Source organism: Clostridium punense (assembly GCF_017874425.1).
Taxonomy (GTDB): Bacteria; Bacillota; Clostridia; order Clostridiales; family Clostridiaceae; genus Clostridium_J; species Clostridium_J punense.
This window is the reverse complement of the sequence record NZ_JAGGLL010000028.1, coordinates 1-13827: the sequence shown is the minus strand read 5'-3', so window position 1 is coordinate 13827 and position 13827 is coordinate 1. Positions and strand designations below refer to the sequence as shown.

Sequence of the window (13827 nt, the reverse complement as noted above, 5' to 3'; positions counted from 1 at the left end):
CAAATACATGCATTATTTATCATATTTATCCAGTTTATTATAACATATAATATAGGCATAATATTCTTGCTATTGAATTTTATGTAAATAAAATAACCCTAACTAAGAACTATTCTTGGCTAAGGTTATTTATTTTATTTGACAATTTTAGTTTCCTATATTACAAAACCACTTAATTTTTGAAACTTTACTTTGTAACTTCTCCATAAATCATATCCACTACTTCATTTAAACTTAATTCCTTATGAATATACACCTCAGGAATGATGCCCAATAAATCTTTTTCCTTCCACCAGTCCCTCATTTCTTTTTCTCCAAATTCATGGGCATTAGGTTTTTCTTTGTGACGATTTAAAGTTTCTTCAAAAGGTATATCAAAATAATATGCAAAAATTCTATTTCCAAATTCCTCATGTAAATTTTCAAAGAGTTTACTATACCACTGAGAATTTAAAATACCCTCTAAAATTATAATCTTGGAGTGGTTCTTCCCATATTGTACAAGTTCCTTTAATAACTCACCTGCTTCTGTATCTGGTCCATCTTTCACATATAACATTTCTCTTCTTATAGCATCTTGTGAAATTAGCATTGTGCCTTGTCCAAATTTCTTTTGCAAGGCCTTACCCGTTGTAGTTTTACCACTGCCTGAATTACCTCTTAGGATTATTAGCTTTGATGCTTTATCCATCTATTAACCTCTCCCCCATGATTAAGACCCTTTTCCCTTTAGTCCAAATCTGTAATAATGTTTTTAAGTGATCCTTTTATGTCTTTTGTATATACTCCCCCGTGATAACATATAATTCTATCTATATCATAATTTAAGAACTTTTCAACTGATTTCAAAGCTTCCTTAATATCTAGGGTGTACTTAGGTAATGCAATTGATAATTCTCCATTTTCTAAAACTAATGCATCACCAACAATCATAGATTTGCTTTCTTTATGATAAAGAGATATATGTCCAGGCATATGACCTGGAGTGGCTACAACTTCAATTCCTCCAGCAATATCTAAAATATCCCCATGGTTTAAAGCCACATCTACTTTACAATTTTCTACTGATTCAAGAGTTTTATGAAAAATCTCTGCTTGTGGCTTTTCATCATCAGGCAATGATTCATACAAATTTTCAGCCTGCTGTAATCTTAAGGATTTTTTCTTTCCTTCAATGTATGGAACCTCTTCTTTTGCTGCCATGACTTTTATATGGGGATACTTTCTCTTAAATTCTCCTAATGCTCCCATATGATCAAAATCATTATGAGTTATAATTATCTTTGTTAGATTGCTTATATCTATATTATTTTTAATTGCACACTCTTCTATTAATGATAAAAAGTTTGGATACCCACAATCAATCAAAACCATTTCCTTGTCATCTGTTAGCAACACAGGATATATGGCATCCTTATTTCCATTAAAATCAAAGTTCAAATCTAATACATATAACTTATTCATATCGGTACCTCCATTATTGGTAATCTCCTATTCCTAGATAAATTATAACACTAAATATCTAGTGTTATATAATCATAAATCATTCTGTGTTATTTATGATATGGGGCACCATATGGCTGGAACTGCCGTTTTTCTATTCCTGCTAGTAACTGGATAACTTAACTTCATAGCACCATATTTATAGTTTGCATCCCTTGCATTGCTCCAAACATATTGTATTTCTATTTTTGCCATTTTCTGATCCATGGGTATATCCCACAACTTTAAAATGCTGAGCAAGGCCATTAGCTAAATTGTCATAGTCTTCATACTTTGCTCTAAGGCAGGTTGAAAGATGAACTACTTCAACACCATTATTAATTAATTTTTCAATTTTACGTTGTAAGTCTCCCCCTACATGGGTAAATGCTATTAGCTCCACCTCATTATCATAACTTTTAAAGGCATCAATTTTTTTATTAAAGGCGTTTAAACATCCTTTTCCAATACATATATCCATGGTATCTTCATTTACTAAAATTGCAACTTTCATATCTGTCTTCCCTTCGTGATAAAATTAAGTTTACAAACTTTTATGTTATTATACAAGCCTATATTACTTGAAACTTCCATTGATTGTTTATTATACCTTTTAATTATCACTTAAGCCGTAACTTATATCACAGATACCCTACTAGTTTAATTTACAATTAAAAAGAATCCCTTCTATTTAACCATATCAAAAAATACAGACTAATTTTAGCTCACTTCTTTAAACTGACAGTTACTTTACTTACATGCTCTTATAAGGACTTGTCATATTTCTCCAAAATTTCTTTCACAGTTATACCATATAATTTCATCGAAGTACCTACCTTTTGTATAGATAGTCCTATGAAAAAGTAGCGCCATATAAACTATAACTTATATGGCGCTACTTTTTATTCTTCTTATAATAGAGTTATTACTCTATCAAATATATTCTTATTCTCGTTTATTTTTAGCTCATTTCCAACTACACAGCAATAATTTTCTTCCATACCCTTCTTAATCATATCTGTGAATGCTTTAACATCCTCCAGAGTTGAGGACAATAATTCATCTCTTTCCCTTTGTATATCTTCACTAGTTATACCGCAAATATAGTTTCTAACTGCTAAACTTCCTTTGCCAGCTGCATTCAATGGCTGATCCAAGTCTCCTATTGCTCCTATTATGAAGCTTTCCATATTGCTTAAAGAATAATCTATTTCTTTAAGGAATTCAGCTGCTTCATCATAGGTCTTTATAGTTTCAACAAGGCTAGGATCACGATATGAATAAACGCCCATATTTCCTAGATCATCTAGCTCCATATAGCAACCATAAGCTCCACCCTGTAAACGTACCCTTGTATAGAGATATTCGCTATCCAAAATATTTTGGAGTACTCTCATTTTACCTGAGTATTTATAGCCAAGTTTCTTATAATTAAAGGCCTTGGCTACATACTGAACATTACTTCCAGTAATTATCGCTTCCACAGCTCTAGATGGTTCAAGGCAAATCTCCACAGCTTCAAGTTTTTCATCTCCCAAATTATTTAGGATAATATGAAGCTTTTCCTTTACCATATCTAAATTGGCTTCATCCCCAGTGTATGATATCATTAAGTTATTTTTATTAAAGATAGCTTTAAATACCCTTAATAAAGCCTTTTCTACTTCAGTATGCTTATTATCAAAGTTCTTTTCAATGTCACATATAAATTCGTAGTACCTTGCACCGCTTAATATATCCTCATATTTGCTTGCCTTTGAATACTGCGCTGCAGCCCTGGTCATAGCCACCTTGTTTCCGGAATTAACCATGGTCCTCTTGCCCTTTGCTTTAATGTCTTGAATTACCTCTTTAATTCTCTTTACTTTATCAAATTTTGTTTTAGTTGTTATTTCATTAATTAATTCAAATAGAGAATCAATATTTTGAGGGAGCACCTTTCCTTTAACAATAAGCTTAGCATGATATTTATCACTATTCTTAGCCTCTGTATAAACCTCAGTTTCAAAGTTTATTCCACCAGTTTTTCTAAAAATTTCAGTATTAAGCTCTAAATAAGTTTTATCCTCAGTATCAACTTCACCTAGGATATCTCTAAGTAACCCTAGGTATGGAATATATTTTTCTTCAATGACATTTGCATCGAATAATAGACTGATGTATGCAACCCCATTACTGCTTACATTATGGGATAAAAGCTTTACTCCATCCATGTTCTCCACTGCCTGTGGAATTTTCTCTATTTCTTTGGAAATCTCACTTAAAGACAATTTAGGAAGGGTAGCAATTTGCTCAGGAGTGTTTTCCTTCATCTGTATTTCCTTTAGCTTTGCATTTCTCTCCTTTAAAACCTTAATCTCATCCTCTGATAAGGTTTCTTTATATTTTTGTAGCTTGTGTTCTAATGCCTTTGCCTTACTTTCAGCTAAACCTTTTTTAGGTTTTAAAACAACTAAGGAACTATGGTTATTATTAAGAATACACCTCTTTATAAGCTCTTCAAAATAATTTCCTTCTACTTTAGCCTTGATTTGGTTTAATTTTTCTTCATAGGCCAAATGTATTGTTGGGTGTGCCCCATAGAGCCAGCTGTCCATTACAACTAAGCTGTATCTCATACCCTTGTTGGATCGTCTCCACAACTCAGCTTCTCTAAGGTCAAACTCAATAGAGTTAATAGCCGCTTCAACAAGGTTTTTATCAATACCATTCTTCGCAAGTGAGCCTAGTGTATCAAAAAACACTCTCTTAAATTCTTCCTTTTTATCTTCATTTGTATTATTCACAGCCACTGTGAAAACAGTGTTCTTAATGCTATCTATTCTCAAATCAGCCATACCCTCACCAATTCCAGCCTCTAGTAATGCCTTTTTAAGGGGTGATGCTGAAGATTCAATAAGCATATTATTTAATATATTCATTGCCAAATAAGTTTCGGGATCCGTTGTCTCTCCGGTTACAAAACTTAGTGCCATAAAGGTTTTGTTTTCTTCATCCTCGTCTTCACTAATAGAATACTCAGCTACTTTTTCAACCATCTGGGCAAAGGGTTTCACCTCTTCAATATGTGAAGGAATCTCAATTCTATCATAATTTATTAAGTATTCTTCGTTAATTAGCCTTAGACATTCATTCAGATCCTGATCCCCATACAAATAAATATAGCTATTTATTGGATGATAGTACTTTTTGTGAAAATCCTCAAAGGCCTCCTGTGTTAAGTCTGGTATTGCGTCAGGGTTTCCCCCACTATTAACTGCATAGGTAGTGTTTGGAAACAAGGATGCTAATACATTGGTTTCTAGGCCAGACTCCGGTGAGGATAATGCTCCTTGCATCTCACTATAAACTATTCCTTTGTAAATTAACTTTCCAGTTTCCTCATCAAATTCATATCTCCATCCCTCTTGACGAAGCAATTCATGATTTTCATATATATTTGGATAGAACACTGCATCTAAATATACTTCCATCAGATTAAAAAAGTCCTTTTGATTTCTACTTGAGATAGGATAACAGGTCTTGTCAGGAAAAGTCATTGCATTTATGAAAGTTTTCAATGAACTTTTAGCCATATCTGTAAACACATCTTTGGTTTTAAATTTCTTTGAACCACAAAGAACCGCATGCTCAATTATATGTGGTACTCCTGTATCGTCCTGGGGCGTTGTCCTAAAAGAAATTGAAAACACCTTATTGTCATCCTTGTTTTCTAAATGTAAGAGGCGTGCTCCACTTTTAACATGCTCAAAAATTCTAGCTACTGAGTCTATTTCCTTTATCTTAGCTTCTTCCATAAGTTTAAAGCCATGATATGTATCCATTAATCTAAACAACCCAACCACTCCCTTGTTAAATATATTATGCAATTTCTAAGGATACCACTAAACTTATATCCCATAACGAGCGTCCGTTTTATATCCAAAATTTATCATTATATGTATATGTTAGAATGATTGTAATCTTATGTCAATAAGTAATTTACAATGAGGCTATGCTGAAGGATGAATTCAAAATCATCTTTCAACTTAGACCCTTTTATTTTCTTCCCTTTACAAGATAAGGATTCTCAATGTAAGTAACATTTTCTAGGATGTGTGAATATATTAATTTATGGTGCTCCGGCATTTAATTAGTATGTATTTGAGAGGTGACTGAAATGATGAAGCTTGCTTTGATAGGCTGTGGAAAATGGGGAAAAAATTATCTGAAAACCGTAAATGCAATAGAGGGTTGTGAATTGAAGTGGGCCTGTGACCTAGACTATGAAAAGCTAAGTCAGGCAGCTGCTGATTACCCTCAGACCAGGTTCACTAAAAATAAAACAGATATATTCAATGACAGTGAGGTGCAGGGGGTTATTATAGCCACAACACCTGAAAGTCATTACATATTGGCCAAGGAAGCAATAAGCAAAGGCAAAGCTGTTCTAGTAGAAAAGCCCGTGACAATTAACAGGAAAGATAGTGATGATTTAATTCAATTGGCTACTGCTAAAAATACCGTATTGATGGCAGGCCATACACTGATTTACCATCCTGCTGTGAAAAAGATTAAGGAGCTTCTAGAAGAAAAAGATATTGCTGATGATTTATGTTACTTGAATATGACGAGAACCAGTTCCATGTCTCAAGCTCCAAAAGTAGATGTTCTTCATGATCTGGCAATTCATGATATTTATCTTTCCCGCCACCTCATCGGGATGGACCCTATTTGGGTAATTGCCCATGGTGAAAGATATATTGAAAGTCCTTACAACAATGTTATCAATATACTGATGGGTTTTCCCAATGGTAAAATAACGTCTATATTTGCTAGCTTTATTCATAGGGAAAAAACCAGAAAAATGACCCTGGTTGGTTCAAAAACAAAATTAGTATTTGACGATACGCAGACTGCCTATAGAAAAATCCAAATCTTCCATACCGGAGAGCAAGAGCATTTTTTGGCAGTGGAAGACAATTCACAGCCTCTGACACAGGAGTGTCTTCATTTTATGGAATGCATTAGAGTAAACAAGGAACCTATTAGCGGCAGAGAAAATATAGAATTTGTGGCAAAAATAATTGATTGCATTTTTGACTCTCTCGAAAAAGGAGGAGAAAAAATCATCATCACCTGATGAAGACCATAAGAATTATAATGAAGAAAGTGTGGTGAAATTATGGTAATTGTAAAGAACTATTCAAAAGAACTTGAGAATCAGTGGGAAGAATTTGTGGGTTCCTCAGTTAATGGTACTTTTATGCAGGAGAGAAAATTTCTTGGTTATCATCCTTCAGGCAGGTTTTCTGATCATTCTCTGATATTTATGGAGGATAAAAAAATCATTGCCCTTCTTCCTGCTGCCCTAGTGCAACAAGAGGATAAATCCATGCTAATTTCTCACCCAGGCGCTTCCCATGGAGGCCTCATAATAAAGTCCAGTCTAAGCACTAAAAAATCCTTAGAGTTAGTAAGTGCCCTTGTGGAGTATTGTGTCATGAACGGTTTTGACTATATACGACTAAAACCTGTTCCTAGGGTTTACCATAGAGAGTTTTCGGACCAACTTGACTTTGCTTTAAGGTTTTCTGGGTTTAGGCTTGATTATACAGAGCTAGCCACAGTACTTGAACTAAAAAAAGGTGAAGAACCTTTTGCAAAGCGGGTAATGAGTGATACAGCCTTTCGAAACTATCAGAAGGCATTGAAAAGTGGGTTATCAGTGGTGGAGGATGGCAATATAAATGATTTTTGGCCAATCTTAGAAAATAAACTTAAATATAATCATAATGCAAAGCCCGCACATACACTTGATGAAATTAAACATCTAAAAACTCTTTATCCAAACAGGATAAAACTCTTTGCAGCATATGAAGGAGTAACTCCTGTAGCGGGGGTTTTGGCATTTTTACTTAACGATAGAGTTATAAACTGTTTTTATATTGCTCACCACGATGGTTTCCAGCACCTTCGTCCCTTAAACCTTATATTTGGTCATATGATGGAATGGGGACTAAAAAATGGTTTTTCATATTTAGATTGGGGCATTTCCACTGAGGCTAAAGGAAGTAGAGTGAATACAGGTCTGTTCCGTTTCAAAGAAGGCTATGGAGGCCATGGAGTATTGCGTGAATGCTATTTGTATGAAGTAAACAATATGAAATAATTTAAAGGAGTAAGGCAATGAAATTAGCAGGTCATCAACCAAATTATATTCCCTGGCCAGGGTATTTTGCTAAAATGGCGCAGTGTGATATTTTTTTTATTTTAGATACTGCTCAGTTTCAAACAGGCAGTTCCTTGGATAATAGGAATCTTATCAAAACATCCCAAGGGACTCAGCTGCTAACTGTTCCGGTGAAACGAAAAGGCATGGGCTTGCAACGGTTTAACGAAGTTACTGTAATACCGGGTTGGAAAAGTAATCATCTTATGGCCCTGAAAGTAAACTACGCAAAGGCACCTTATTTCAAAGAAGTTTTCCCCATGATGGAGCAGGTATTGCAAGATACCGGATATCTTATAGATACAAACATAGGTTTTATAAAGCTAGTACATGACCTACTGGGACTTAAAACAAAGCTTGTGTTTTTATCAGATTTACCTCAGTTTTCTCAGCTTCGAAAAAATGAACTGATAGTTGCAATCTGTAGCCACTTTTCTGCTGACAGTTACCTATCCGGTACTGGAGGAAGAGCATATAATCAACCAGAGATTTTTGAAAAACAAGGTATTAAATTGGAGTATTTGGAGTATGAGCCTATAGCATATCCCCAGCTTTGGGCGGATTTTATACCCAATTTATCTATAGTTGATATGTTATTTAATTGTGGGCCAAAGGGCTCACGTAAGCTTTTGTTGAAAGAGGTGTAATTATGAAAAGAATACTGTTTTTTGCACATAGTTCTAAATATACTCTTGGGCTGCCACAAGGCTTTAGTGAATTGAACTGCCCTGTTTTTATCCTGAGAGATTTAAGTAGAAGATCTATAGAAGAGGCAGTTGATCGCTTTAGGCCTGATATTATGATAACAATGGGATGGGCTTACCGCAGGTATAGCCGTGAACATATAGAAGCGCTAGTGAAAAGAGCTGCTAAATATAAGGTGAAACATGTCTATTGGGCAACTGAAGATCCAAGATGGACCGAAAAGTGTTCCTTTAGGTGTATTGAAACCTTTAAACCTAATGCAATTATGACCATACATCCTGGTAGCGTAAATAAATACAGGGAGCTTGGACTTCCTGCAGGACATCTGGATTTTGGTTGCAATCCACAGTTCAATAAGAATGAACCTCCGAGTAGTAAATATGATTATGATGTAGTTTTGATCGGTAATGGAGGAAGAGAGTGGAAGTCATACCGTAAGAATAGCGTTCAGATATTACTTAAACCTTTAGTGGAAAGAGGATATAACATTGCTATTTGGGGTAAGCGATGGGACCGCTTTAATGAGGAGCTAATGGGTTTTAAGATTCCAAGCCATATGCTTAAAGGTGAACTACCTTATGAGGAAACAAATAAAGTATATAATTCAGCTAGAATTATATTAGGTTTGCAAAATGACCAGGACATGTTAACATCTCGGACTTTTGAAGTTCTGGGTTCAGGTGGTTTTTTGCTTACGGTACCAACACAATCTGTCACCAAGCTGTTTACAAATAATGTTCACCTGTCCTGCGCCTCTTCTCCAGAAGATACAGTTAACCTGGTAAATTATTTTCTTAAAAATACTGCAGCACGGCAAGAAATAGCGCGCAATGGTCAGAGGGAGGTTTATTTAAGACATAGTTATAAGGAACGGGCCAGACAAATTCTTGATTTCTGCAGTTTAGTTGAAAGGAATTGAAATTGAAATGGATAATCAAAAAACTATTAAACAAAGGGTTTCTGTAATGGGTACTAGCATTGCTGGAGAAACTGATGCAAAGGTAACTTTTTCTCCAGCCCCGCCAAGTACTGGTATAATATTCATCCGTAAGGACCTGCCAGGCTGCCCTAAAATAAAATGCTCATTTGAAAAAGCAAAGGTTGAATACAGATGGACTTCTCTTGTTGATGGTGATGTTCGCATTGAACACACGGAGCATGCCTTGGCAGCCATATCAGGATTAGGACTAGACAACGTATTTATAGAGCTGGAACAGGCCAGCCTGCCCGTAACAGAGGATTACAGCAGTAAAGAGTTTAAAAGAGCACTGACAGGATGTGGGATAGTTAAGCAAAATGCCAAGAAGGAAATCGTAAAAATACTTAAGCCCATTGTTGTATATCAACGTGAAAGTTTAGCGGATATGGAATATGAAAAATTCCTGATAGCTCTTCCCTACCATGGATTTAAACTAACCTATGTCCTTGACTATCCCAATGTGCCTGAGTTTTCTCAAGTAGCTGAAATGGACATAACTCCTGAAATCTTTGCTAAAGAGCTGGCAGATGCCCGTTCTTATATAATTGAGTCAGAGGTTGAAGAAGTTGTAAACCTAACTGGGAAAGTCAGCTCAAATGTATTGGTGGTAAAGTCTGGTGATGAGTACAGGTCCTGGCAATGGCCAAATGAACCGGCTCGACACAAAGCCCTTGACCTTCTCGGAGACCTTATGTTACTTGGGAAAAAGTTACAGGGACATGTGATAGGCTTCAGGTCCGGTCACAGATTAAATCTAGAACTGTGTAAAAAAATTTATGAGGAGTGTAATGATGATCGCTTTAGCTAAACCTATGCTTGGTATAGAGGAAAAAACACTTGTGAATGAAGTTCTATCCAGTGGAATGCTAGCCCATGGAGAATATGTGAGAATGTTTGAACGTGACTTTGCCCTATTCCAGGGCAGCGAGCATTGCGTCGCCACCTCTTCAGGCACCTCAGCCCTTCATGTGGCACTGCTATCTTTATGTATTAAACCAGGGGACAAAGTTATAACCACACCTTTCTCATTTATTGCAACTTCAAATGCCATACTTTATGCGCAAGCTATTCCTGTGTTTTGTGACATTAATCTGCAGGATTACAACCTTTCGCCTAAAGAGCTGAAAGAAACTATAAAAAAACATCCCGATGCAAAAGCAATCCTAGTAGTTCATCTTTATGGTTATCCTGCACACATGGAAGAGATAATGGCAATAGCTAATGAATACAAGGTGCCAGTGATAGAAGATTGTGCACAAGCTCACGGTGCATCCATCAATGGAAAGAAAGTGGGAACCTTTGGTCACTGTGGGGTTTTTAGCTTTTATCCTACAAAAAACATGACCTGTGGAGAAGGGGGCATGGTTGTGACCTCAGACAAAGAGCTAGCTGATAAGGCTAGAAGTTTTATAAACCATGGACAGACATCCAAATATAGGCATGATGTACTTGGCTACAATTATAGGATGACTAATATCCATGCAGCAATCGGCATAGAACAACTGCGCAAGCTGCCTTACTTCAATGAAAGGCGCAAAGCTATTGCAGAGAGATATTTAAGGGAGATAACCAACCCCGCTTTTATTAAACCTGTATGCTTATCGGGTTTTGACCATGTATATCACCAATATACCCTTGGGGTCAACAATCGCAGTGCTTTCATAGAATTCCTGGAAAAACAGGGTATTGGCTATGGTATCCATTATCCCACAGCTATCCCTGACCAGCCACTGTATCAGCAGGGAGAAATCCTGGGATCTTTCACAAATGCCAGAATAGCTGCTGAGAGAGTAGTTTCAATACCTGTTCACCCAGGATTAACAGAACAGGAGGTTGATTACATTGTCAGCAGCTTGCAAAAATATGAATGAAATTAATGGTACTCTCAGTGTATTGGTTACAGGTGCAGGTTCCGTATATGGGCATGGTATTATTAGGTCGCTGAAAGAATCGGTGCTTCCTGTTGAAACAATAGCAATTGACACTAACCCATACTCCCTAGGTTTATTTTTTGCGGACAAAAGCTTTATTGCTCCACGGGTAGCAGATGAAGAAACCTATTATATGTTTATTAAAAATCTTTGTATAAATCATCAGATTAAAGCCATATTTATTGGCTCTACAGCTGAGCTTCCCTTTTATTCAAGAAATAGAGAATCTCTTGAAAAGTCTACAGGAGCCAAGGTGTTTGTAAATTCTCCTGCAGTGATAGAGCTTTGCACCGATAAGTGGCTCACCATGTGCCATTTATCACGCTGTGGTTTCCAAACTCCTGCAACTATCAGATATCCTGAGGATGCTGGTACGCTCTCCTCATTTATTGAAAGTACTGGATTTCCTTTGATAGTGAAACCCCGTTTTGGACGTGGCTCAATAGGTGTTGTTCTAGTTAAGGATAAGGAGCAGCTCCTTGAAAATATAGAGGGTAAGAAAGGCCTAATTATACAGGAATACCTTACAGATGAGGATCAGGAATTCACAGTAGGGATTTGCATAAATCAAAAGGGAGAGGTGATTTCCAAAATCGCTTTAAGACGGTATTTGCTGGAAGGAGTTTCTATTGCAGCAGTTTCTGATGACTATCACCACATTGCAGATTATTGTGCCAGGGTTGCAAGTACACTGAGAGCCTATGGGGCTATAAATATCCAATTGCGCCTTAAAGATTCCATGCCAGTAATTTTCGAGATAAATCCTAGATTCAGCAGTTCTACATCCATGCGGTTACTATTTGGAATAAATGAGCCGGAAAGCTTAATACGCTCAGAAGTGCTTTGCCAGGAGGTAACACCCGGCAGCCCAACAACTGGCCTTGTATTGAGGCAATACATTGATTATTACTTCCCACTAAATAAGCTTAACTCCCTTTCCACAGACGTGCTTCACAGGATATGAATATTTACGTGAAAATTATTGAACCCACTACTAATTATTGGTAGTGGGTTTTTATTTATATAGTCGTCGATAGTGCAAAAGATGTTCTTCTTGATGAGCTACATATGCTTCACTGCTTACATTCTGCTAGGAAAGCTTGGCCTCAAAGCATACAACACTTGAGCTGCAGACAATGCTTAAGTGCAACATGATATGTTTTTTTAAGAACTTGAAAGTACAGTAGAAGATTTAACAAAGGGCTATCTTAATGCTAACAGTGGAGAGAAACCTTGTACAAATAAACTGAAAAAAATGATAAAAGAAGATATTGTTCAGTAAATGATCAACTAAGGGCAATAGCTCTTTTTTTAATGCTATTTTCTAGAATCTTATTTCTACATTAATTGTTGACATATCCATATGGTGTTTACTATACCTAAATTATACCATATAAAAATTACAAAATATAGACTTATGTCTTCATATAATTTCCATTATAATGTAACTATTGGAATATAAAGGAGGTATACATGAATTTTAAATTATTCAAAAATAGAAATTTTACACTCTTTCTTTTGGGACAGTCTACATCTTCTCTTGGTACTAATGTTTTACATTTTGCCACTGCTTTATACATTTTTCAAATAACTGGCTCAGCAGGTAAATTCGCTTCAATTATTGCATTAGGTATGATACCAAACTTAATTTTAGGTCCTATAGCAGGTACTATTACTGATAGAGTTAACAGAAAAAATTTAATAATATTTGGTGACTTAATTAGAGGTATATTTGAAATTTTATTGTTCATCTTTTCACTATCGGTAAATTTAAACATTGAAATTATGTATGTTATGGTTATATTTCTTTCAGCTTGTGAAGTATTTTTTGAACCTGCATTTACAACCATTCTTCCTTCCATAGTTACAAAAACCGAATTACCAGATGCTATAGCTGTTAAACGTACTATTGGAAGAATAACCAGTATTTTGGCTCCACTACTAGGTGCATTTCTACTTAAACTAGTAGGCTTCCAAGTAATGTTATTACTGGATGGACTAACTTTCTTAATCTCTTCATTCTCGGAAATATTCATGGTAATACCTTTAAATAAAACCTTTAATAAAAGTTCTTCTTTTTTAAAAGATACCTTTGAGGGATTTAAAGTTTTATTTGTTAATAAAAAAATTATTTCATTAGTAAGCAATAATATTATAACAAATGTATTCTTACTTCCATTTATAATTATTGGATTTCCTTATATTATTATTGAAATATTAGGCGGTACTCAGTTAATTTATGGTACAGTTCAAAGTTCTGCAGCATTTGGTTCTATTCTTTCTATATTTGCTGTATTTAAGGCAAAAAAAGATACGATATTAACAACTGTATTAAAATTGGTCTTACAGTTCTACTTTCATCGTGCATTTTTTTAATTCCATTAATAAGTAAATTTTTTATTAGCTTATTAAATAATCATTTTATTTTTATAACTCATATTCCGAATAACTTAATTTTCCAATTAAGCAATTAATTTTCTGTATATTTTTCAGTTCAATTTGTCTATGATTTTTATATA

Annotated in this window: 12 protein-coding genes; 8 read left to right on the top strand and 4 right to left on the bottom strand. The window is 35.3% G+C overall.

The annotated features are described in order from the left end of the window. Nucleotides 1–187: 187 nt before the first annotated feature. The 4 genes from J2Z44_RS15830 to J2Z44_RS15815 form a co-directional block, all read right to left on the bottom strand. A complete protein-coding gene (locus tag J2Z44_RS15830) occupies nucleotides 188–691 on the bottom strand; it encodes a kinase (protein WP_021282587.1) in 504 nt (167 codons plus the stop codon). A gap of 38 nt (nucleotides 692–729) precedes the next feature. Then, a complete protein-coding gene (locus tag J2Z44_RS15825; RefSeq protein ID WP_021282586.1) occupies nucleotides 730–1464 on the bottom strand; it encodes an MBL fold metallo-hydrolase in 735 nt (244 codons plus the stop codon). A 178-nt stretch (nucleotides 1465–1642) separates the two neighbouring features. Then, nucleotides 1643–1996 carry a CGGC domain-containing protein gene (locus J2Z44_RS15820; protein ID WP_021282585.1) on the bottom strand — a complete coding sequence of 118 codons (354 nt, stop codon included), beginning with the start codon at nucleotides 1994–1996 and terminating at the stop codon, nucleotides 1643–1645. A 397-nt stretch (nucleotides 1997–2393) separates the two neighbouring features. Then, nucleotides 2394–5318, bottom strand: coding sequence for an insulinase family protein (locus tag J2Z44_RS15815; protein WP_209649796.1), 2925 nt, complete (start codon nucleotides 5316–5318; stop codon nucleotides 2394–2396). A 323-nt stretch (nucleotides 5319–5641) separates the two neighbouring features. Between J2Z44_RS15815 and J2Z44_RS15810 the strand changes: the two genes are divergently transcribed. From J2Z44_RS15810 to J2Z44_RS15775, 8 genes are all read left to right on the top strand, one after another. Beyond that, entirely contained in the window at nucleotides 5642–6604 is a 963-nt protein-coding gene (locus J2Z44_RS15810) for a Gfo/Idh/MocA family protein (protein ID WP_021282582.1), read from the top strand. A 42-nt stretch (nucleotides 6605–6646) separates the two neighbouring features. Continuing rightward, the gene (locus tag J2Z44_RS15805) at nucleotides 6647–7633 is read left to right on the top strand and encodes a GNAT family N-acetyltransferase (RefSeq protein ID WP_021282581.1); all 987 of its coding nucleotides are present in this window, start codon (nucleotides 6647–6649) and stop codon (nucleotides 7631–7633) included. Between the two features lie 17 nt (nucleotides 7634–7650). After that, nucleotides 7651–8340 carry a WbqC family protein gene (locus J2Z44_RS15800; protein WP_021282580.1) on the top strand — a complete coding sequence of 230 codons (690 nt, stop codon included), beginning with the start codon at nucleotides 7651–7653 and terminating at the stop codon, nucleotides 8338–8340. Nucleotides 8341–8342: 2 nt separating this feature from the next. Beyond that, nucleotides 8343–9317: a CgeB family protein gene (locus J2Z44_RS15795; protein ID WP_021282579.1), complete on the top strand. Its 975-nt coding sequence runs from the start codon at nucleotides 8343–8345 to the stop codon at nucleotides 9315–9317. Next, a complete protein-coding gene (locus J2Z44_RS15790; protein ID WP_209649794.1) occupies nucleotides 9304–10185 on the top strand; it encodes a UDP-3-O-acyl-N-acetylglucosamine deacetylase in 882 nt (293 codons plus the stop codon). Before J2Z44_RS15795 ends, J2Z44_RS15790 begins: the two co-directional genes overlap by 14 nt. After that, nucleotides 10169–11248 carry a DegT/DnrJ/EryC1/StrS family aminotransferase gene (locus tag J2Z44_RS15785; RefSeq protein WP_021283045.1) on the top strand — a complete coding sequence of 360 codons (1080 nt, stop codon included), beginning with the start codon at nucleotides 10169–10171 and terminating at the stop codon, nucleotides 11246–11248. Before J2Z44_RS15790 ends, J2Z44_RS15785 begins: the two co-directional genes overlap by 17 nt. Further along, a complete protein-coding gene (locus J2Z44_RS15780; protein ID WP_021283046.1) occupies nucleotides 11220–12272 on the top strand; it encodes an ATP-grasp domain-containing protein in 1053 nt (350 codons plus the stop codon). Before J2Z44_RS15785 ends, J2Z44_RS15780 begins: the two co-directional genes overlap by 29 nt. A 509-nt stretch (nucleotides 12273–12781) precedes the next feature. Continuing rightward, entirely contained in the window at nucleotides 12782–13684 is a 903-nt protein-coding gene (locus J2Z44_RS15775; RefSeq protein ID WP_021283047.1) for an MFS transporter, read from the top strand. Nucleotides 13685–13827 lie beyond the last annotated feature (143 nt).